Here is an 18,722-nt window from a genome sequence, read left to right as displayed (position 1 = left end):
CCACCCGACTACGACACGGCGAAGACCGTGCTGGCCAGGGCTACATGGATCGCCGTGCCACCGAGGATGCTCAGCACCGCGTTGTGCCGCCACAGGTGGAGGGCGACCGTGCACACCACCGCGATGCCCACCGGGAGTCCGTAGGGGGCGTGGGTGAACGAGACGCCGTGCAGGGTGTAGACGGCGAGGATCACCATCACCCCCACCGGCATGTGCTCGCCGAGGAAACGCACGGTGCGGGAGCCGCGCAGCGGGGCGAGGACGGCGAACGGCAGGGCGCGCAGCGCCCACGTGACGGCTACCGAGACGCCGAGCGCGGCCAGCAGATAGGACGTGTCAGGCACGGGCCCCTCGCTTCGTCGTACGGCCGAGCCGCACCAGCAGCCCGGCGGTGAACAGGGCCATCGCCGTCAGCAGCATCTGGCCGGGCGCGACAACCATCGCGATCAGCGCGCACACCAGCGCGAGCACCGGGGACGGGATGTCGCGCCGGGCCCGGTACGCGTCGATGGCCAGCACGACGAACAGCGCGGTCAGCGCGAAGTCCAGGCCGACCAGCCGCGCCGGAACCAGCGCCCCCAGCAGCGCCCCGATGGTGGCGCCCGCCACCCAGTACGCCTGGCAGAACGCCTGCAGCCACAGAATGCGGCCGCTGGTCAGCGACTCGGCGGGCTTGGCGGTGGTCAGCGCGTACGCCTCGTCCGTCAGCCCGAACGTCCCGTACGCCTTCCCGGCGGCCCCGCGCACCCGGTGCAGCGGGAACGACAGCGCGTAGAAGACGTGGCGGACGTTGACCAGGAACGCGGTCAGCGCGATCTGCGCCAGCGGCGCGACGGCCACCACGAGCCCGACGAGCAGAAACTCCAGCGACCCCGCGTACACCAGCGCGGTGAAGGCGGTCGCCCACCACCACTGGAGCCCGGCGTGGACGACGAGGATGCCGAAGGCGATGCCCAGCGGAAACAGCGCGAACCCCACCGAGCTGGTGTCCCTGAACGCCAGCGCCACGTCGGAGGCCCCCGTCCGTGGCCCGGTGGTGTCCGTGGAAGTGTCCATGGAGAAATATTAGGTCGTTTCATACGCAATATGGTTTCCGGTTATGGCTATAAACTGTCGCCATGAGCAATGAATGGCCCTTCGATGCCCTCGACAAGGACATTTTGTTTCACCTGAAGCAGGACGGCCGCCTGACCAACGTCGAGCTGGCCCGCCGCGTCGGCCTCACCCCGCCCCCCTGCCTGCGCCGCGTCAAGCGCCTGGAGGACGCGGGCGTCATCACCGGCTACCGCGCCCGCATCGACCCGGCAGCCGTCGGCCGCGGCTTCGAGGTGGTGGTGGCGGTGGACATCGGCGTCAACGACCTGAAGACGGTGGACGAGTTCGAGTCGATCGTCGCCTCCTACGAGGAGGTCATCGACATCCGCCGCATGTTCGGGCGCCCCGACTACTTCATCCGTATCGCGACCGCCGACCAGGCGGCCTACGAGCGGTTCCTGACCGGAAAGCTGATCGGCCTCCCCGCGATCACCCGCGTCGACTCCCACCTGACGATGAAGCGAATCAAGACGGACGACTGAGCTTGGTTGAGTCTCCCCTGGGGGGAGACATCAAGCTGGGGGCATGGACAGCGACACGCTCTATTCCATCGGAGAACTATCCCGCCGGACCGGCCTGACGGTGAAGACCATCCGGTATTACTCCGACCAGGGCATCGTCCCGCCGACCGGCCGGAGCCCGGCGGGCTACCGGCTCTACGGCCTCGACGCACTCGCACGCCTGGATCTGGCCCGCACGCTGCGCGATCTCGGGCTCGACCTGGCGACCGTGCGCAGGGTGCTGGACCGGGAGGCATCCATACCGGAAGTCGCGGAAGCACACGCCGACGCCCTGGACGTACAGATCCAGACCCTCAGCCTGCGCCGCGCAGTACTGCGAGCAGTCGCCAGGGGCTGCCCCACAGCAATGGAAGTGGACCTCATGCACCGACTCGCCACGCTGTCCCAGGCCGAACGCCACCGACTGGTAGCCGACTTCATCGACGCCACCTTCAGCGGCGCCGACGGCAACCCCGAGTTCGTGGCCTTGATGCGATCCGCCTTGCCCGAACTCCCCGACGATCCCACGCCCGAACAGGTCGGGGCCTGGGTGGAACTCGCCGAACTCTGCCAGAACGCGGACTTCCGTTCCGCGGTACGGCGCATGGCCGAGGAGCAGGCGCAGGAGCCGTCCCAGCAGGACGTCGGCGACCTGCACGACGGCCTCAACCGAGCGATGCGTGAACGAATCGACGAAGCCGTATCCGTCGGCGTCCTTCCGTCCTCCATCAACACCGCACCCCTCGCCGACTCGCTGGGCGGCCTCTACGGCCACGCGTTCGCGAGTGCGGGCGACGGCGATCTGCGCCGATGGCTCCTCGCCCGCCTGCGGATGACCGTCGACCCACACGCCAAGCGCTATTGGCAGCTCCTGGCGACGGTCAACGGATGGCCCGCATCACCCACACTCGCTCCCGTCTACACCTGGTTCACCACCGTTCTTCGCGGTGCTTCCACCGAGGCGGCGACGTGAAGTACGACGTTCTGCGAACCCTCGGTGTGGTTCTCCTCGTCCTCGGGGGTCAGGGAGCGATTCGCCAGCTCGTCGACCACGGCAACGTCGGCCTACTCGGCTGGCTGCCAGGCGGATTCGCGGCCCGCGTCACCGTCTACGTCATCGCCGTCGCCATCGGTGCGGTTGTCGCGGGCTGGGCACGCGGCCAAGTGAAGGCGGCCGGACGCAGTAACTAGCTTTCGGGTACACCGAGCGAGTGCCACGTGGACCAGTCGGTGTCGTCACCGGGGGTGTTCTGCCAGGTGCACCTGATCGTGCCGTCGCCGAAGAGGGCGAAGACCTCCAGTCGGCCGTCGGCGTTCGAGGCGACCGCCGGGTCGCCGATCACGAGCGGGCCGCCGCTGTAGAGCGATGCCCAATTGGGGGACCATCGACCGGCGGGAGCGGGGTTGGTCTGCCATGTGTGCTCCAGGCCGCCGCCTTCCTGACGGACGAAGACGTCCAGCCTGCCATCGGTGTTCACGCCGACGGCAGGGGCGCCCACCGGAGTGTCGCCGCCGAGCGATTGCCAGCTCGGGGCCCATCCGTTGCTGGGTTTCGTCTGCCAGATGTGCTTGATGGAGCCGCCCGGACCGAGGACGAAGACCTCCTGCTGGCCCGAGGTGTTCAAGACGGCCGTCGGGTCGCCCTGCGGGTCGCCGTTCAGCTCGCCGAAGATCCATCCGTTGACGTGGGGACGCTGATAGGCGTGCAGAACGGTGAGTGCCCCGGCTTCGTCCGAGTAGCCGCGGGCGAATGCCTCCAGTCGGCCATCGGCGTCCGGCATGACGGCCACTTCGCCTATCACTTGGTCGTCGAAGAGCGCTTTCCACTCGGGTTCCCATCCGTTGTTCGGGGCGGATTGCCAGACGTGCTGGACGGAACCGTTCGCGGCACGGACGAAAACCTCCAGTCGGCCATCGAAGTTCCTGGCAACGGTCGGGGTGCCCGCCGGGCTGCTGTCGCCGAAGCCGCCGAGCGAGTACCAACTCGACCATGAGCTGCTGAGAGGGGTGGTTTGCCAGGCGTGCCAGATCGCACCGTCGGTGTCGCGGACGAAAGCCTCCATGCGGCCATCGAGGTTCGTGGCCACGACCGGGTCGCTTGCCAGTTCGCCGCCGAGCGAGTACCACCCCGACCATTCATTGCGGCTGGGGGCCGTCTGCCAGTTGTGCAGAAGGGTGCCGTCGGAACCGCGGGCGAAAACCTCCAGCGCTTCGTGCGCATTGAGAGCGACCCAGGAGAAGGGCGAAACGTACCGGACGCTACTCACCGTAGCCATGGCAATCCCTGACCTCTCTGGCGAATTGGTGACCGTATCTATGGCGACAGGGTTAACCAAGGGAGGAATTGACGGGAGCCGGCAAAACAATCGAATGAGGGCGGGAATCAAGAGGGCCTTTTACGACGATACGCTCCCCGTGACTCCTCCGCGCGTCAGCCTTGCGGCGGGATGGAGGGACCAGGCCGTCAGAGCCACTCCGGGGCGTCGCTGCCCCACTGGCCAGGCGGGTTGGCCCAGTCGCGAGGGGCACCGTCGTAGGCGATCGGGGGGAGGGCGTGGCGTAGGTGGCCGTACGGGGACGGGCGCTCGGTCAGCCAGGGGTCCGGGGCGTACGGCCCACCCTGCGGCGGTACGGGGGTGATGCCGTGCAGGAGCCAGGACGCCGTTCCGGCCAGGGAGAAACGCAGGTGGCGGCCCGCGCCAGTCGACGCCCGGTCGGTCAGGGCGCGGAGTACGCCCGCGGCGAGAAGGTAGCCGGTGCCGTGGTCGAGGGCCTGGGCGGGGAGGGCGCCGGGACGGCCGTCGGCACCCGTCATGGTCAGGGCGATGCCCGTCCCGGCCTGGACCAGGCTGTCGAAGCCGCGACGGTCGGCCCACGGCCCGGTCCAGCCCCAGGCGTTGAGCTGGGCGACGATCAGACCGGGGTGGTGGGTGAGGTAGCGGTCCAGCGCGCCGGGGCGGTAGGCGGTGACCACGACATCGGCTTGGGCGAGGAGTTCGTCGAAGGTCCGCCGGTCGTGGGGGTCGGCGAGGTCGAGGCGCGTCGACCGCTTGCCGAAGCCGGTGTCGGCGTGCGCGTCCGGGTCCTCGGGGAGGTGCGGGGAGTCGACGCGCAGGACGTCCGCGCCCAGGAGGGCCAGGGTGCGGGTGGCCACGGGGCCCGCGATCACCCGGGTCAGGTCCAGGACGCGGATCCCCTCGGCGGGTAGCGCCGCAGGTGGGAGGGGACGCGGGCGGCCGCTGTCGGTGTCCCGGGACTCCGTCAACGGGAGGGTACGGACGGGGAGTTCGCCCGGCGCCACGGCGGCCACCGCTAGCGCGCCCGCCGCGTACGCCGTCTCCTGGATCTCCCGGGCCGGGCGCTGTGCCAACTCTGCGGCGAGCGTGTCCGCATCGGCGTGCTCCGGCAGGTTCAGAGCGGTCAGCAGCCGGGCGCGGTGGTGCGGGTAGTTGGCGTGGGTGCGTACCCAGCCGTCGGCTGCGCGCCAGAAACCGGAGAGCGGGGCGAAGTTGACGGCCTTACGGCCGTCGATCCGTAGGTGGCGTTCACTGATGAACGCCGTGGCGACCGCGCCCTCGTGCACCCGTACGGCGGGGATCGCCCCGCCACCGCGCCGCGCCGCCAGTTCGGCGGCGGCCAGCGAGCAGACGCCCACGGTGGCCCGGGCCAGTTGGCGGACCGGCAGCCGGGCGGGGAGCACGTCGCCCGCCGGGGTGTACGAGACCCGCTCGGCGAGGGCGGGAGCGCCGCCCAGGGCGGACCAGGCGTGGGCGGTCGCGGCATCGGGTGTCATGCGGTCATTGTGCCGCCGGACCAGCCGGACCAGCCAGACCAGCCGAGGCAGCCGGGCCAGCCGGGCCAGCCGGGCCCATCGTGGCTTCGATGCCCGCCACGATCGTGCGCAGGCCCTCCTCGAAGCGGGTGTCGTAGTCCAGGAAGAGGTCCGCGCCGACGGCGCCCGTGAGCGGGTAGTCCGGGCCGCTGCGCGGCGGCGCGGATCCGGTACTGCTGGACAGCTACGAGGAGGAGCGGATCCCGGTCGCCGCGGGGGTGCTGGGCATGAGCACCCGTATCCACCGCGCCGGAATGGAGGGCAACGCGAAGGAACCCCGGCGCACGGCGGAGGTGCACCAGCTCGGCCTGACCTACCGCGGCGCGTCACTCGCGGCAGACGTACGGCGGAACGTGGCCGAGACCGCGCTGCGGGCGGGCGACCGCGCGCCCGACGCCCCCTGCACGCTCCCCGACGGCACCCCGTTCCACCTCTTCGACGCCTTCCGCGGCCCGCAACTGACCGTGCTGGTGCTCGGCGACGCGGAACCGCCCGCCCCCGACCGCGCGTCCGTGGTTGCGTATCGTGTCGGCGGCCCGGCGCCCGATCTGCTCGACCCGGACGGCCATATCCGCGCCGGGTACGGGGAGCGGGGCGTCTTCGTCATCCGGCCGGACGGGTACGTGGGATGCGCGGCCGACCGTGCGGACGAGGTGACGGGATATCTGACCAGCTTGGGCGCATAGGACGATACGACGGGAAACCGCACAGCGGGTACGGATAACATCGCGGAGCGCACATCCATTGACCGCTCTCATGCGTCCCAGGCTCGACGGCTTTCCTTTGGACGGTCGCGCCCACACAGGGACATTTGGAGTATTCATTTGAAAACCACCACCAAGCGCATGCGTCGGCTCTCCGCGCTGAGCATTCTCGCCGCGGGTTCCGTCCTGGCCTCCGGGGCGTTCGTCCCGGCGCAGGCCGCGACCGCCGCTGCGCCCACGATCACCGCCAAGGGCGGGTACGTGATGAACAACGGGACGGGCAAGGACCTTTACAAGAAGGCCGCCGACAGCCGTCTCTCCACCGGCTCCACCACCAAGATCATGACCGCCCGTGTGGTGCTGGCCCAGTCGGGCCTGAACCTCAACTCCAAGGTCACGGTCCAGAAGGCGTACAGCGACTACATCGTCGACAACAACTGGGCCTCCTCGGCCCGTCTGATCGTCGGCGACAAGGTCACCGTCCGCCAGCTGCTCTACGGGCTGATGCTGCCGTCCGGCTGTGACGCCGCGTACGCCCTGGCCGACAAGTTCGGCTCCGGCTCGACCCGCGCCGCGCGGGTGAAGTCGTTCATCGGCAAGATGAACTCCACCGCCAAGACCCTCGGCCTGAAGAACACGCACTTCGACTCGTTCGACGGCATAGGGCACGGCAAGAACTACTCCACGCCGCGCGACCTGACGAAGCTCGCGAGCAGCGCGATGAAGTACTCGACGTTCCGCTCGGTCGTGAAGACGAAGAAGACCACGCAGAAGACCGTCACCAAGAGCGGCGGCTACCGCAACATGACGTGGGAGAACACCAACCCGCTGCTCGGCACCTACTCGGGCGCCATCGGCGTGAAGACGGGTTCGGGCCCGGAGGCCAAGTACTGCCTGGTCTTCGCCGCCACCCGGAGCGGCAAGACGGTCATCGGCACCGTCCTCGCCTCCTCCGCGGTCGGCACCCGCACCACCGACGCGAAGAAGCTGCTGGACTACGGCTTCAAGCGGTAAGTACGCACACGGTGCAAGGGCCTGCTCGCGAGCCGCGCGAGCAGGCCCTTGCCGTTGTCGGGCCGTCCCGGTCAGGCCGCCCCGGCCTGGCGGTAGAGGGACAGGGCCTCGTTGCCCAGCGTCGGGTGGTATTCGTTCTGGCCCGCGCTCACACTGATGTTGCCGACGAGATACCCGGCGCCGTTCGCGAAGTCGGCGAGGAAGCCGCCGCCGCTCGAACCGCCGGTCTGTACGCAGTCGATGCCCCACATCGTGGAGCCCGGCCGTCCCTGGTCGGCGAACTCGTTGCCCTCGCAGTGGTTCAGCCGCTCGCCGTTGCCCTCGGCCGCGGAGCCGCCGTAGCCGAAGGAGTGGACGTGGCGGCCGGTGGGCGAGTTGAAGGCGATGCCCTGCGCGCCGACGGTGTCGACCAGCGAGCGGCCGCCCAGCGTATTCATGGCGGCGAAGGCGTAGTCCCAGTTGGCGTTGCCCTTCGTGGAGACGTACTGGGGCTCCCAGAAGAGGCGGCGCGCGGTGAAGGTGCCGAAGGGGCGGTTGCCGTTGCTGTAGCCCGGGATGAAGACCCAGTTGCGGTAGCCCGTGCCGGTGGCGGCGTCCACGGTGCAGTGCCCGGCGGTGAGGACGACGGACTTGTTGTCGGCGTTGGCGACGGTCGCCGAGCACGCGAAGGTGCCGCCCGAGGCGTTGTTGAAGAAGACCTTGCCCGCGGTGGTGCTGATCAGCCCGCCGCCGGTCCAGGCGGTGGGCGAGGTGGCGCGGACCGAGGGCGACTCGGGGGTCGCCGCGGCCGGGCCCTGCACCGGAGGCGCGGTCACCTGCTCGCCGGTGGTCGTGGGCGCGGTGCCGAGGTCCGCGGCGCGGGCGGCGGGCAGGGTGGTGACGTCCTTGGCGCCGCGCAGCCGCTCGGGCGTCCAGTAGCGCTCGGCGGCGCGCTGATCGTCGGCGGATATGGCGGCGCCGGACTTGGCGGCGCCGGGCGGGGGCGGCTGCACGGGGGCGGCCTGGGCGGCGGTTCCCAGGGTCACGGTGGCGAGGGTGAGGGCGCTGAATAAGGTACCGACGCGTCTCATGAGCGGTCGACTCCAAGTCAGTTGGAGGTGCCCGACGGCGCGGACGGACGATGTCCGCGCCGATGTCGCCGGTAGGGTGGCACGGCTGGTACAGACCTGCCAATGGCGGACCGGGCCGCACCACGGCACCGTCCGTCGCCTTCTAGTGATCCCCCTACTCCGCCGCGGGTGGCCTCACTCCGTGTCGGCGGGGAAATGGTCGGTGCCCAGCACGGTGAGCAGGGCGTGCTTCTCGTGGCTCACCGTCCCCGGGGTGGCGGTGAAGATGAGCAGCGACTGACCCTGGTCCGGCTCCAGCAGGAGTTGGCAGTAGAGATCCAGCCGTCCGACCTCGGGATGGACGAATCGCCTGGTCTCGCTCCACCGCCAGCCCACCTCGTGGCGCCCCCATAACCTGGCGAACTCCTCACTGGTGCGCAGCAGAACGCCCGCCAGGTCCGCCGCGGTGGAGGCGGGCCCGGCCCGGGTGACGGCCTCGCGCAGCAGCGCGACGTTGGTCCGGCTGTTGTCGTCGTGGTCCTCGGGGAGATACCGCTCACGGGCGGCCGGATCGGTGAACCAACGGTACGTCGCGCTGCGGGCGTTGCCGGTGTACTGGGTCTGGTCGCCGAGCAGGGCCACCGCGGACGGCGTCTGGACCAGCGTCTCGCCCAGCGGGCCCATGACCTGCGCGGTGGTGTCGACCAGGCCGTCCATGACCCGCATCAGCCCGGGGCTCACGTGCTGATGCCGCACGTCGCGGTGGGCGGTGCGGTAACCGGCGAGCAGGAACAGGTGGTCACGTTCGTCCGGGCTCAGCCGCAGGCCGCGGGCGATGGCCGTGACCATCTGCTCCGACGGCTGCGGCCCGTCGCCTCGTTCCAGCCGGGCGAAGTAGTCGGCGGACATGGTGCACAGCTCCGCCACCTCCTCGCGGCGCAGGCCGGGAGCGCGTCGGCGTTCTCCCCGGCGCAGCCCGACGTCCTCCGGTTGCAGGGCCGCACGCCTGGTGCTCAGGAAGGCTCCCAGGGATGAGCGGTCGAACGTCTGGTCCATGGTCCTCATCGTCTTCCATCCGGCGCGGCTCAGCCACGACCTGCCATTCAGTGGTTGCGCGTGTCCTTCCGGCGCCGTGGTGCCGCGAGTTCACTGGCGTGGCGAACACCGGTCGCCATGAACCAAGAACACCGGATCCCGCACCACGGAGCCACGACCCATGACCAGTTGGACAGCAAATGACCTCCCGGACCTGACCGGCCGTACGGTGGTGATCACCAGTGCCGGGCGTGGCCTCGGCCTGATCACGGCACGCGAACCGGCCCGTTCCGGTGCCCGCGTCGGCTTGGGGGTACGCGACACCGGCAAGCGACATCGACGTCCTGATCAACAACGCCGGTGTGAGGGACATTCCCGCCGCGCGCACCGCCGACGGCGGCCCACTCCCGGTCGAACGTCATCAACCGGCTGACGTTCCTCCCGAGGTGCCCGAAACACGCCGTCGCCCCCGGTGCGGCACACCGGGGGCGACGGAAAGGGACGATCGGTCAGACGTCGAAGTCCAGCAGCACCTTGCAGGACTCGCGGCGGTCGGCCGCCTGGGCGAACGCCTCCCCCGCCTCCGTCACCGGCCGCACCCCGCTGATCAGCGCGTCGAACGACGGCTCCGTCGCCAGCAGCCGCAGCGCGTCGTCGAACTCGGCGTGGAAGCGGAACGCGCCGCGCAGGTCGATCTCGCGCGCGACCAGCAGGTTTCCGGCGAACGGGCTCTGCCCGGGCGGCAGCATGCCGAGCTGGACGATCACCCCGCCGCGCCGCACCCGGTGCAGACAGGTGTCGAGCCCGGCGGCCACGCCCGACGCCTCGATCGCGACGTCGATCTCGTCGGAGGCGGAGGGCCAGTTCGGGTCGTCCGGGTCGTCGGCCCGTACGCACGCCGTCGCACCGGCCGCCGCAGCGAACTCCAGGGCCCGGGGCAGCACATCGGTCGCCGTGATGCTCGCCGCGCCCGCCGCCCGGGCGGCGGCGATGGCCAGACAGCCGATCGGCCCTGACCCGGTGATCAGGACATTGCGGCCCGCCAGATCGCCCGCGCGGCGCACCGCGTGGAGGGCGACGGACAGCGGTTCGGCGAGCGCCGCCCGGCGCGGATCCAGTCCCTCGGGCAGCACCCGCAGCTGTCCGGCCGGGACGGCGATACGGGACGCGAACCCGCCCTGTACGTGCGGGAAACGCGCCGCGCTGCCCAGGTAGCGGGTGTCGCGGCAGATGTTGGCGCGGCCGCCCGCGCATTCGGGGCACACCCCGCACGGCGTCGCCGGGTGCACGGCGACCGGGGTGCCGGGGGCGGGCCCGCTCGCGCCCTCGCCGTACGACACGACCGTGCCGACGACCTCGTGCCCCAGCACCATGGGCTGCTTCAGCCGGAAGTCGCCCACGCCGCCGTGCTGGTGGTAGTGGAGATCCGACCCGCAGATCCCGCCGTACCGGATCGCTACCAGCGCCTGCCCGGGCGCCACCTCCGGTTCGGGGAGTTCGTCGACTCGTAGATCTCCCTGCCCATGGATCACACAGCCCAGCACCATCGCCCAGCCTCCTTCGTGGTGTGCCTCACAGCACGCTTGTCATGCCGCCGTCGACGTACAGCACCTGCCCGCTGACGAAGTCCGCGGCGGGCGAGGCGAGATAGAGCAGCGCCCCGATCAGGTCCTCGGTGCGGCCCCAGCGGCCCGCCGGGGTCCGGCCGCGCACCCAGCTGCTGAACTTCTCGTCCTCCACCAGCGGCCGGGTCAGCTCGGTCTCGATGTAGCCGGGGCCGACCCCGTTGACCTGGATGCCGTACGGGCCCCAGTCGGCGCACATGCCCTTGGTGAGCATCTTCAGCGCGCCCTTGGTCGCCGAGTACGGGGCGATGCCGGGGCGGACCACCTCGCTCTGGAGCGAGCAGATGTTGACGATCTTGCCGTGGCCGCGCTCGGTCATGCGCCGCGCGGTCTCCCGGCCCACCAGGAACGCGCTGGTCAGGTTGGTGTCCACGATCTGCCGCCAGGCTTCGTCGGTGAACTCCAGCAGCGGTGCGCGGTTCTGCATCCCGGCGTTGTTGACCAGGATGTCGAGCGGACCGACCCGCTCCTCCACGTCGGCGATCCCGGCGGCGACAGCCGGGCCGTCGGTGACGTCGAAGGCGGCGGTGTGCACGCCCGCCGCCGCGCCGCCGAGTTCGGCCGCGGCCTTGTCCAGGGCCTGCTGGTCGCGGCCGTTGAGGACCACCGTGCAACCGGCCTCCACCAGGCCGCGGGCGAGCGCGTGGCCGATGCCGCGGCTGGAGCCCGTGACCAGGGCGGTGCGGCCCGTGATGTCGAAGAGCGGATGTGTCGTCATGACGTACGTATTCCTTCCGGTGCTAAATCACCAGTGACAGCAGCAGGACGAAGCCGAACGAGACGACCGAGATGACCGTCTCCATCACGGACCAGGTCCGCACCGTCTGCCCCACGCTCATCCCGAAGTACTCCTTGACCAGCCAGAATCCCGCGTCGTTGACATGGCTGAAGAAGAGCGAACCGGCGCCGATGGCCAGCACCAGCAGCGCCACGTGCGTGGTGGACATGTCGGCGGTCAGCGGCCCCATCAGCCCGGCGGCGGAGATCGTGGCCACCGTCGCCGAGCCGGTCGCCAGCCGGATCGCGACCGCGATCAGCCAGGCGAGCAGCAGCGCGGAGACGTTCCAGTCCTTGGAGATCTCCATGATCATGTTGCCGACGCCGATGTCGATGAGCGTCTGCTTGAAGCCGCCGCCCGCCGCGACGATCAGCAGGATTCCGGCGATCGGGGCGAGCGAGGTCTCCACGGTGGTGGAGATGCGGTCGCGGGTGAAGCCCGCCGCACGGCCGAGGGTGAACATGCCCACGATCACCGCCGCCAGCAGCGCGACCAGGGGGTTGCCGATGACGTCGGCGACCCGCTGGAGGGTGTTCTCCGGGTCGTCCACGGCGATGTCGACCAGCGCCTTGATGAGCATCAGCACGACCGGGAGCAGCACGGTGACCACGGTGGCGGCGAATCCGGGACGCCGCTCCAGGTCCTCCGAGGGGCGCGTCGGCATCAGCCGGTCCGGCGGGGTGACGTCGACCCAGCGGTCGGCGAAGCGCGAGAAGACCGGGCCCGCGATGACCGCGGTCGGTATCGCGACGAGGACGCCGAGCGCCAGGGTGACGCCCAGGTCGGCGTGGACCGCGTCGATCGCGGCGAGCGGGCCGGGGTGCGGCGGTACCAGGCCGTGCATCACGGACAGGCCCGCGAGCGCCGGAATGCCGATCCGCATCAGGGAGAAGTTGCCGCGCTTGGCGACCAGCAGCACCACCGGGATCATCAGCACCATGCCGACCTCGAAGAAGAGCGGCAGCCCGATGATTCCCGCGATGAGCACCATCGCCCAGGGCATCATCCGGTTGCTCGCCCTGGCGAGGATCGTGTCCACGATCTGGTCGGCGCCCCCGGAGTCGGCGAGCAGCTTCCCGAGGATCGCGCCGAGGGCGATCAGCACGCCGACGCCCGCCACAGTGTCGCCCAGCCCGCCCGAGAAGCTGGTGATGACCTTGTCCAGCGGTGCTCCGGCGACGGCGCCGAGCGCCAGCGAGCCGATCGTCAGCGACAGAAACGCGTGCAGCTTGGTCTTGGTGATGAGCAGGACGAGAACGGCTATGCCGACGAGGACGGCTATGCCCAGCTGTGCGTGACCGGCCGACGTGATCGGGTCGACGGTGTCCGCTGCCAGCACCTCGGCGCTGAGTCTGGTCACGGAGGGTTCCTAACGTCCGCTACTGGTGTCCGGGCCGCCGCTGCCGCAGTGCGGCGACGGCCTGCTCGGTGATGGTCTCGGGGCCCGGGGCGATGTCCACGGCCACGCCGCTCTCGTCCGGCTGGAGCGGCTCCAGGGTGGCGAGCTGCGAGTCGAGCATCTTCTCGGAGAAGAAGTGGCCCTTGCGCTCCTTCATCCGGTCGGCGATCAGCTTGCGCTCGCCGGTCAGCTGGAGGAAGACCACACCGGGCTCCGCGGCGCGCAGCCGGTCCCGGTAGCTCCGCTTCAGCGCGGAGCAGCTGACCACGCCGCCGCGGCCCACGTGGTCATGGGCCCAGGAGCCGATGGCGTCCAGCCACGGCCTGCGGTCCTCGTCGTCCAGCGGGGTACCGGCGGACATCTTGGCGATGTTGGCCGGTGGGTGGAAGTCGTCGGCCTCGGCGTACGGCACACCGAGCGCGTCCGCCAGCAGGGGGCCGATCGTGGTCTTGCCCGTGCCGGACACTCCCATGACGACGACCAGGGGGGCATGCATGTGGAAAACCTCGCTGTCTGCTCCGGTGCTGCCGTCTTCCTCGACGGTCGTTCTCGACCTCGGCACCGCTGGCAGCACACTCAACCCCACTGATACGACGTATTCAAGAGTTCGTGATTTAAAAGTCATACTTAAATGCGGAGAGGCGGCCACGTAGTCTGACTCCATGGACACCCCCATGGACGACCAGGGGCCCACCACCACGGGGCGGGGACTGCACGCTCGGGTGCTGGCATCCCTCGGGCCCGCGATCACCGCGGGCGACTACCCGCCGGGGACGGTGCTGCGCACCGACGATCTGGAGCGCCGTTTCCGCGTCTCACGGACCGTTGTCCGCGAGGTGGTGCGCGTCCTGGAGTCCATGCACCTGGTCCGCTCCCGCCGCCGCGTCGGAGTGACCGTCCTCCCGCCGGAGGAGTGGGACGTCTTCGACTCGCAGGTCATCCGCTGGCGGCTGGCCGGTCCCGACCGCCCCCGCCAGCTCCGCTCGCTGACCTCCCTGCGCTCGGCCATCGAACCGACCGCCGCCGCGCTGGCCGCCGAGCACGCCACCGCCGCCCAGTGCGCCGAGCTGACCGAGCACGCCCTCAACATGGTCGCCACCTCACGCGGCCAGCAGCTGCCCGCCTACCTGGTCCACGACGTCGCCTTCCACCGGACGATCCTGCGCGCCTCGGGCAACGAGATGTTCGCGCGCCTCGGTGATGTAGTCGCCGAGGTGCTGGCGGGCCGTACCGAGCACCGGGTGATGTTCAGCGACCCGGACCCGGAGGCCGTCACCCTCCACGTCCGGGTCGCCGAAGCGGTCCGCGCCCGCGACGCGGAGCGCGCCGAGCGCTACACCCGGGAGATCACCGTCGGCGCCCTGCGCGAGCTGGACATCCTGGCGCCGTAGCCCCTTGGTCGACCGACTGGTCGATCCTCAGAACTCCAGCACCGCGCGGTAGCGGGCCCGCCCGCCGCGCACCCGGTCGAGCGCCTCCTCGATGCGCGCCACCGGGTACGTCTCGATCTCCGCCCGGATGCCGTGCCGGGCCACGAAGTCGAGCATCTGCCCGGTCTCCAGCGGCGTTCCCACGACTCCCCCGACGAGCTTCTTCTCACCCATCAGCAGCGTCAGCGGATCAACGGTGAACGGGGATTCGGGCACCCCGACGACGCTCAGCGTCCCGTGCGGCCGCAGCGTCGCCAGATACGCGTCCCACGGCAGGTCCACGGGGACGGTCGACAGCACGAAGTCGAACGATCCGGAGAGCCCCGCGAGCCCCTCGCCCGCCGCGCCCGCCGCGACGAACTCGTGCGCCCCGAACCGCCGCGCGTCCTCCGCCTTCGCGCCCGTCGAGGAGAGGGCGGTGACATGGCATCCCCACTTCGCGAGGAACTGGAGGGCGAGGTGGCCCAGTCCGCCCACGCCGACCACACCGACCCGGTCCGTGGGCCGCACTCCGTTCCGTACGAGCGCCGAGAACACCGTCGTACCGGCACACATGAACGGGGCGGCCTGCTCGGACGTCAGGGCGTCGGGGAGGGGCTGGACGTAGCGCCAGTCACCGGCCCGCACATGGGTGGCGAACGCGCCGCCGTCGCCGCGCAGGACGAGGTCGTCCTTGTCCGGGCAGAGGTTCTGCCGACCGCTGAGACACCACTCGCAGGCGAAGCACGCACCGGCCGTCGCCCCGACGCCGACCCGCTGCCCGACGGACAGCCGGGTGCGGTCGACCGCGCTGCCCAGCGCCTCGATCACGCCGACCGCCTCATGCCCCGCGACCACCGGGTAGCGGGAGATGCCGTGCAGGTCGTCGATCATGCCGATGTCGGTGTGGCAGACGCCGCAGTGCGTGACGGCCACGTCCACCTCGTGGGGGCCGAGCGGCGCGGGCTCGTACTCCCGCGTCCGTACGGGTCCTCCGGCTTGCTCCACCGCGTACGCGCGTATGGCCATGGGGTGCCGCCTCTCGGAAGTAACCAACTAGTTGGTTTTACGGTAGGGCAGCGGACCGCGCGAAAACAACCAACCGGTTGGTAATCCGTATTGATAATCTGGCGCCATGTCCCCCGCGAAAGCCGACGCCACCCGCCGTCGCCTGCTGGGCGCCGCCACCGAGGACTTCGCCGCCCACGGCATCGCGGGCGCCCGCGTCGACCGCATCGCGGCCGCCGCCGACGTCAACAAGGCCCAGCTGTATGCCTACTTCGGCGACAAACTCCGCCTGTTCGACGCCGTCTTCCGCCTCCACGCCGACGCCGTCGCCGATGCCGTCCCGTTCACCGCCACCGACCTCGCCGGGTACGCGGCGCGGCTGTACGACGCGTTCCTCGCCCGCCCGGACCTGGTCCGCCTGGTGACCTGGGCGAAGCTGGAAGGGATCCACACCGGAAGCCTGGCGCCGGAGACCCCGGCGGTCGCCGCCAAGCTGCGCGCGCTCTCCGAGGCGCAGCAGAACGGCACCGTCACCGCCGGGACCGACCCGCAGGACATCCTCGCCCTGGTCACCGCCATGGCCCTGGCCTGGTCCGCGGCGAGCCCCCACGCCACCGCGACGCAGGACGACCGCCCCGAGGAGCACGACCGCCGCCGTCAGGCACTGTCGGAGGCGGTCCGCCGGTCGTTCGTCGGCCCGTGAGCTACGGCCGGACGTAGGGCCGGGTCATGATCTCCATGTTGTGGCCGTCCGGGTCGTCGAAGTAGGCGCCCCGGCCGCCGAAGAGGGTGTTGATCTTGCCGGGGTCGGTGTGGCTGGGATCCGCGTAGTAGGTGGCCCCGGCCGCCTCCAGCCGGTCGATCATGCCGTCGAACTCCTCCTCGGGGACGAGGAAGGCGTAATGCTGCGGCTGGATCGGCTCGTCGCGCTTCTCGTAGTAGTCGAGCGTGACGCCGTTGCCGAGGTCGACGGGCAGGAACGGCCCGAAGGGCGCGCCGACCTCCAACCCCAGGACGGTGGCGAGGAATTCGGCCGACCAGTGCCGGTCCGAGGCGTAGACGGCGGTGTGGTTCAGGTCGACGCTGTACTGCTGCTGCATATGAGGTCTCTCCGGTGTCGTCGTGTGGTGCGTACGAAGAACACGGAGATGGCGGCGGGGCCCTGGCCCGCCTCGCGCTCACGCCGAGGCCGGGCGCCTCGCTCGTGAATGGCCCTCAGGGGCCGACCCGGCAGTCACCCGGCCGAACCTACCGGCCGCCCCGGGGAAACTTCAACGGGACCGTGTTCCTCCCCCGCGGGCGGAGCTGACATCATGAGCAAACGGATCCCTGTTCCGTTTAGCGAGCGCGAGGGCGAGGGGAGCGGCACGGTGGACGACGGCAGCAAGGGCGGGGACGGCGCGGGGCAAGCCGCCCCGTCCCAACGGAAGGACGCCCGGCGCAACAAGGAGACGCTGCTCGACGCGGCCGCCACGGTCTTCGTCAGATCAGGCGTGGAGGCGCCCGTACGCGACATCGCGGCCGAGGCGGGCGTCGGGATGGGCACGATCTACCGCCACTTCCCCACCCGAGCGGACCTGATCATCGCCGTCTACCGGCACCAGGTCGAAGCGTGCGCCGAGGCCGGTCCGGCCCTGCTGGCTTCCCAAGCCAGCCCGCACGCCGCGCTGGGCCAGTGGGTCGACCTCTTCGTGGACTTCCTGGTCACCAAGCACGGCCTGGCCGCCGTGCTCCAGTCCGAGGGCTCCGGCTTCGACACGCTGCACGCGTACTTCATCGACCGCCTCCTGCCCGTGAGCACCCAACTCCTCGACGCCGCCACCGAATCCGGCGAGATCCGCCCCGGCATCGAGCCGTACGCACTCATGCGGGGCGTGGGAAACCTCTGCGTCGGCGCGGGCACCGATCCCCGCTACGACCCCCGCCCCCTGGTCGCCCTCCTCATCGCGGGCCTGCGCCAGCCGCACTGAGCGGTTTCGCCGGGCGGCGTTACGGAGCCACGTCCCCTGCCCGGTCGAGGCGGTCGCGCTGGGCCGGGGTCAGGTCGAGGTGCGCCGCGGCCACGTTCTCCTCCAGGTGGCCGATCCGGGCGGTGCCGGGGATCGGGAGGATGACCGGCGAGTGCCCGAGGAGCCAGGCCAGCGCCACCTGGCTGGGCGTGGCGCCCAGCTCGGCCGCCACGGCGGCGGTCCCGGACGCCTCGTCCCACACTCCCGCCGCGACGGGCCGCCACGGCAGGAACGCGATGCCCGCCGCCGCGCACGCCGCGAGCACCGGCTCATGCTCCCGGTCGAGCAGGTTGTAGCGGTTCTGCACGCTCACGACGTCGATGATCGCCCGCGCCTGTTCGAGCTCGCCGACGGTGACCTCGGACAGCCCGACCCTGCCCACCTTGCCCTCGACCTGGAGGTCCCGCAGCGTGCCGAGCTGGTCGGCGAGCGGCGTCTCCGGATCGATGCGGTGCAGCTGAAGCAGCTCGATCCGCTCGACGCGCAGCCGCCGCAGCGCCTGCTCCACCTGATCCCGCAGAATCTCCGGCCGCCCGTCCAACTTCCACTCCCCGCCGGGCCCCGTCCGCGCGACGCCGACCTTGGTGGTGATGAGCAGCCCGTCCGGGTACGGGTACAGCGCCTCGGCGAGCAGCTCCTCGTTGGCTCCCCCGCCGTACAGATGCGCGGTGTCGATCAGCGTGACCCCCAACTCCACGGCCCGCCGTGCGACCGCGACGGCCGCCTGCCGATCAGGACCGGGCTCGGTCGGCAGCCGCATGGCCCCGAACCCGAGCCGCCGTACCTCCAGATCGCCGCCGATACGAAAGGTGGCCGATGCCATCCGCTGTCCCCCGTACTCCCGTTGACGTCGCACTACGATCTGACTATCTCTTGCCGGAGCTGCTGGGTGAAGCGGCGCAGGAGGTCCAGCGTCTCCCGGAACTCGGCCTTGCGATCGTCCCTGCCCTCGGTGGGGCGGGTGCTCCAGACCCGACGCGCGAGGGCATCGGCGAGGTCAACGGTGTCGCTGGCGCAGAGCAGGTAGAGGGCTGACCCTTATGAGCCCGAAACCGGCCCCGATGGCCACGGACAGCATGTTCTCCACGGTCAGCTCCCCCCGACGTACAGCCGACGTCAGGCTACCCGGAGGTGCAGGCGTCGACCCGCGAAGGAGCGGGGGGGGGGGGGGGGGGGGGGGGGGGGGGGGGGGGGGGGGGGGGGGGGGGTGGTTTGTTTTTTGCTTTTTTCTTTTTCTTTTTTTTTTTTTCTTTTCTTTCTTTTTT

At 70.6% G+C, this 18,722-nt stretch carries 21 protein-coding genes and 1 pseudogene; 8 read left to right on the top strand and 14 right to left on the bottom strand.

Features of this window, described 5'->3' with window-relative positions; genetic code table 11:
* Window positions 1–8: 8 nt before the first annotated feature.
* Window positions 9–344, bottom strand: coding sequence for a branched-chain amino acid transporter permease (locus tag ACZ59A_RS23450; RefSeq protein ID WP_470961322.1), 336 nt, complete (start codon window positions 342–344; stop codon window positions 9–11).
* Complete coding sequence (locus tag ACZ59A_RS23445; RefSeq protein WP_470961320.1) at window positions 337–1,056, bottom strand: AzlC family ABC transporter permease; 720 nt, start codon at window positions 1,054–1,056, stop codon at window positions 337–339. Before ACZ59A_RS23445 ends, ACZ59A_RS23450 begins: the two co-directional genes overlap by 8 nt.
* Window positions 1,057–1,118: 62 nt before the next feature.
* On the opposite strand from ACZ59A_RS23445, the gene ACZ59A_RS23440 reads away from it, so the two are divergent.
* The 3 genes from ACZ59A_RS23440 to ACZ59A_RS23430 are packed head-to-tail and all read left to right on the top strand — an operon-like array spanning window position 1,119 to window position 2,786.
* Window positions 1,119–1,577 (top strand): Lrp/AsnC family transcriptional regulator, encoded by a 459-nt coding sequence (locus ACZ59A_RS23440; protein ID WP_470961318.1) that lies wholly within the window; start codon window positions 1,119–1,121, stop codon window positions 1,575–1,577.
* A 43-nt stretch (window positions 1,578–1,620) separates the two neighbouring features.
* A complete protein-coding gene (locus tag ACZ59A_RS23435) occupies window positions 1,621–2,568 on the top strand; it encodes a MerR family transcriptional regulator (protein ID WP_470961316.1) in 948 nt (315 codons plus the stop codon).
* Window positions 2,565–2,786, top strand: a complete 222-nt coding sequence (locus tag ACZ59A_RS23430) for a hypothetical protein (protein ID WP_470961314.1) — start codon at window positions 2,565–2,567, stop codon at window positions 2,784–2,786. The genes ACZ59A_RS23435 and ACZ59A_RS23430 overlap by 4 nt, the downstream gene beginning before the upstream one ends.
* Here ACZ59A_RS23430 and ACZ59A_RS23425 read toward each other — a convergent pair.
* On the bottom strand, window positions 2,783–3,871 hold the full coding sequence (locus ACZ59A_RS23425) for a PLL family lectin (RefSeq protein WP_470961312.1): 1,089 nt from the start codon (window positions 3,869–3,871) through the stop codon (window positions 2,783–2,785). The two genes, ACZ59A_RS23430 and ACZ59A_RS23425, sit on opposite strands and share 4 nt — an antisense overlap.
* Window positions 3,872–4,059: 188 nt before the next feature.
* Window positions 4,060–5,388, bottom strand: coding sequence for a CoA transferase (locus ACZ59A_RS23420; RefSeq protein WP_470961310.1), 1,329 nt, complete (start codon window positions 5,386–5,388; stop codon window positions 4,060–4,062).
* Window positions 5,389–5,654: 266 nt separating this feature from the next.
* Between ACZ59A_RS23420 and ACZ59A_RS23415 the strand changes: the two genes are divergently transcribed.
* Both ACZ59A_RS23415 and ACZ59A_RS23410 read left to right on the top strand, forming a co-directional pair.
* Complete coding sequence (locus ACZ59A_RS23415; protein ID WP_470961308.1) at window positions 5,655–6,113, top strand: aromatic-ring hydroxylase C-terminal domain-containing protein; 459 nt, start codon at window positions 5,655–5,657, stop codon at window positions 6,111–6,113.
* 159 nt (window positions 6,114–6,272) lie between these two features.
* Window positions 6,273–7,145 carry a D-alanyl-D-alanine carboxypeptidase family protein gene (locus tag ACZ59A_RS23410; protein WP_470961817.1) on the top strand — a complete coding sequence of 291 codons (873 nt, stop codon included), beginning with the start codon at window positions 6,273–6,275 and terminating at the stop codon, window positions 7,143–7,145.
* A 71-nt stretch (window positions 7,146–7,216) separates the two neighbouring features.
* Here the strand turns inward: ACZ59A_RS23410 and ACZ59A_RS23405 are convergent, their stop codons facing one another.
* The 6 genes from ACZ59A_RS23405 to ACZ59A_RS23380 form a co-directional block, all read right to left on the bottom strand.
* Window positions 7,217–8,215, bottom strand: a complete 999-nt coding sequence (locus ACZ59A_RS23405) for a trypsin-like serine peptidase (protein WP_470961306.1) — start codon at window positions 8,213–8,215, stop codon at window positions 7,217–7,219.
* 174 nt (window positions 8,216–8,389) lie between these two features.
* Window positions 8,390–9,250, bottom strand: coding sequence for a helix-turn-helix transcriptional regulator (locus tag ACZ59A_RS23400; RefSeq protein WP_470961304.1), 861 nt, complete (start codon window positions 9,248–9,250; stop codon window positions 8,390–8,392).
* Window positions 9,251–9,738: 488 nt separating this feature from the next.
* Window positions 9,739–10,776: an L-idonate 5-dehydrogenase gene (locus tag ACZ59A_RS23395; RefSeq protein ID WP_470961302.1), complete on the bottom strand. Its 1,038-nt coding sequence runs from the start codon at window positions 10,774–10,776 to the stop codon at window positions 9,739–9,741.
* A gap of 25 nt (window positions 10,777–10,801) precedes the next feature.
* The gene (locus ACZ59A_RS23390) at window positions 10,802–11,572 is read right to left on the bottom strand and encodes a glucose 1-dehydrogenase (RefSeq protein ID WP_470961300.1); all 771 of its coding nucleotides are present in this window, start codon (window positions 11,570–11,572) and stop codon (window positions 10,802–10,804) included.
* A 22-nt stretch (window positions 11,573–11,594) separates the two neighbouring features.
* Window positions 11,595–12,992: a GntT/GntP/DsdX family permease gene (locus tag ACZ59A_RS23385; RefSeq protein ID WP_470961298.1), complete on the bottom strand. Its 1,398-nt coding sequence runs from the start codon at window positions 12,990–12,992 to the stop codon at window positions 11,595–11,597.
* Between the two features lie 19 nt (window positions 12,993–13,011).
* Window positions 13,012–13,527 carry a gluconokinase gene (locus tag ACZ59A_RS23380; RefSeq protein ID WP_470961296.1) on the bottom strand — a complete coding sequence of 172 codons (516 nt, stop codon included), beginning with the start codon at window positions 13,525–13,527 and terminating at the stop codon, window positions 13,012–13,014.
* A 178-nt stretch (window positions 13,528–13,705) separates the two neighbouring features.
* On the opposite strand from ACZ59A_RS23380, the gene ACZ59A_RS23375 reads away from it, so the two are divergent.
* Window positions 13,706–14,422 (top strand): FadR/GntR family transcriptional regulator, encoded by a 717-nt coding sequence (locus ACZ59A_RS23375; protein WP_470961814.1) that lies wholly within the window; start codon window positions 13,706–13,708, stop codon window positions 14,420–14,422.
* 27 nt (window positions 14,423–14,449) lie between these two features.
* Here the strand turns inward: ACZ59A_RS23375 and ACZ59A_RS23370 are convergent, their stop codons facing one another.
* Window positions 14,450–15,469: an NAD(P)-dependent alcohol dehydrogenase gene (locus ACZ59A_RS23370; protein WP_470961294.1), complete on the bottom strand. Its 1,020-nt coding sequence runs from the start codon at window positions 15,467–15,469 to the stop codon at window positions 14,450–14,452.
* Between the two features lie 106 nt (window positions 15,470–15,575).
* Here ACZ59A_RS23370 and ACZ59A_RS23365 point away from each other — a divergent pair, with 106 nt between their 5' ends.
* Window positions 15,576–16,151 (top strand): TetR family transcriptional regulator, encoded by a 576-nt coding sequence (locus tag ACZ59A_RS23365; protein ID WP_470961292.1) that lies wholly within the window; start codon window positions 15,576–15,578, stop codon window positions 16,149–16,151.
* 1 nt (window position 16,152) lies between these two features.
* Here ACZ59A_RS23365 and ACZ59A_RS23360 read toward each other — a convergent pair whose 3' ends face one another.
* Window positions 16,153–16,548: a VOC family protein gene (locus tag ACZ59A_RS23360; RefSeq protein WP_470961290.1), complete on the bottom strand. Its 396-nt coding sequence runs from the start codon at window positions 16,546–16,548 to the stop codon at window positions 16,153–16,155.
* 213 nt (window positions 16,549–16,761) lie between these two features.
* On the opposite strand from ACZ59A_RS23360, the gene ACZ59A_RS23355 reads away from it, so the two are divergent.
* Window positions 16,762–17,418, top strand: coding sequence for a TetR/AcrR family transcriptional regulator (locus ACZ59A_RS23355; RefSeq protein WP_470961288.1), 657 nt, complete (start codon window positions 16,762–16,764; stop codon window positions 17,416–17,418).
* Window positions 17,419–17,437: 19 nt separating this feature from the next.
* On the opposite strand, the gene ACZ59A_RS23350 is transcribed toward ACZ59A_RS23355, so the two are convergent.
* Both ACZ59A_RS23350 and ACZ59A_RS23345 read right to left on the bottom strand, forming a co-directional pair.
* Window positions 17,438–18,280, bottom strand: coding sequence for an aldo/keto reductase (locus tag ACZ59A_RS23350; protein WP_470961286.1), 843 nt, complete (start codon window positions 18,278–18,280; stop codon window positions 17,438–17,440).
* A gap of 32 nt (window positions 18,281–18,312) precedes the next feature.
* Window positions 18,313–18,492: pseudogene (locus ACZ59A_RS23345) on the bottom strand (hypothetical protein); the annotation flags it as partial.
* Window positions 18,493–18,722: the final 230 nt, after the last annotated feature.

Source organism: Streptomyces sp. NPDC040405 (assembly GCF_055595765.1).
Note: the sequence above shows the minus strand (reverse complement) of the source record. Positions and strands in the feature narration are given on the sequence as shown.

Coding starts and splice junctions, on each gene's coding strand:
- ACZ59A_RS23445 (WP_470961320.1), bottom strand. CDS start 1,056: ATGGACACTTCCACGGACACCACCGGGCCACGGACGGGGGCCTCCGAC.
- ACZ59A_RS23440 (WP_470961318.1), top strand. CDS start 1,119: ATGAGCAATGAATGGCCCTTCGATGCCCTCGACAAGGACATTTTGTTT.
- ACZ59A_RS23435 (WP_470961316.1), top strand. CDS start 1,621: ATGGACAGCGACACGCTCTATTCCATCGGAGAACTATCCCGCCGGACC.
- ACZ59A_RS23425 (WP_470961312.1), bottom strand. CDS start 3,871: ATGGCTACGGTGAGTAGCGTCCGGTACGTTTCGCCCTTCTCCTGGGTC.
- ACZ59A_RS23420 (WP_470961310.1), bottom strand. CDS start 5,388: ATGACACCCGATGCCGCGACCGCCCACGCCTGGTCCGCCCTGGGCGGC.
- ACZ59A_RS23415 (WP_470961308.1), top strand. CDS start 5,655: ATGAGCACCCGTATCCACCGCGCCGGAATGGAGGGCAACGCGAAGGAA.
- ACZ59A_RS23410 (WP_470961817.1), top strand. CDS start 6,273: ATGCGTCGGCTCTCCGCGCTGAGCATTCTCGCCGCGGGTTCCGTCCTG.
- ACZ59A_RS23405 (WP_470961306.1), bottom strand. CDS start 8,215: ATGAGACGCGTCGGTACCTTATTCAGCGCCCTCACCCTCGCCACCGTG.
- ACZ59A_RS23400 (WP_470961304.1), bottom strand. CDS start 9,250: ATGGACCAGACGTTCGACCGCTCATCCCTGGGAGCCTTCCTGAGCACC.
- ACZ59A_RS23395 (WP_470961302.1), bottom strand. CDS start 10,776: ATGGTGCTGGGCTGTGTGATCCATGGGCAGGGAGATCTACGAGTCGAC.
- ACZ59A_RS23390 (WP_470961300.1), bottom strand. CDS start 11,572: ATGACGACACATCCGCTCTTCGACATCACGGGCCGCACCGCCCTGGTC.
- ACZ59A_RS23380 (WP_470961296.1), bottom strand. CDS start 13,527: ATGCATGCCCCCCTGGTCGTCGTCATGGGAGTGTCCGGCACGGGCAAG.
- ACZ59A_RS23375 (WP_470961814.1), top strand. CDS start 13,706: ATGGACGACCAGGGGCCCACCACCACGGGGCGGGGACTGCACGCTCGG.
- ACZ59A_RS23370 (WP_470961294.1), bottom strand. CDS start 15,469: ATGGCCATACGCGCGTACGCGGTGGAGCAAGCCGGAGGACCCGTACGG.
- ACZ59A_RS23365 (WP_470961292.1), top strand. CDS start 15,576: ATGTCCCCCGCGAAAGCCGACGCCACCCGCCGTCGCCTGCTGGGCGCC.
- ACZ59A_RS23360 (WP_470961290.1), bottom strand. CDS start 16,548: ATGCAGCAGCAGTACAGCGTCGACCTGAACCACACCGCCGTCTACGCC.
- ACZ59A_RS23355 (WP_470961288.1), top strand. CDS start 16,762: ATGAGCAAACGGATCCCTGTTCCGTTTAGCGAGCGCGAGGGCGAGGGG.
- ACZ59A_RS23350 (WP_470961286.1), bottom strand. CDS start 18,280: ATGGCATCGGCCACCTTTCGTATCGGCGGCGATCTGGAGGTACGGCGG.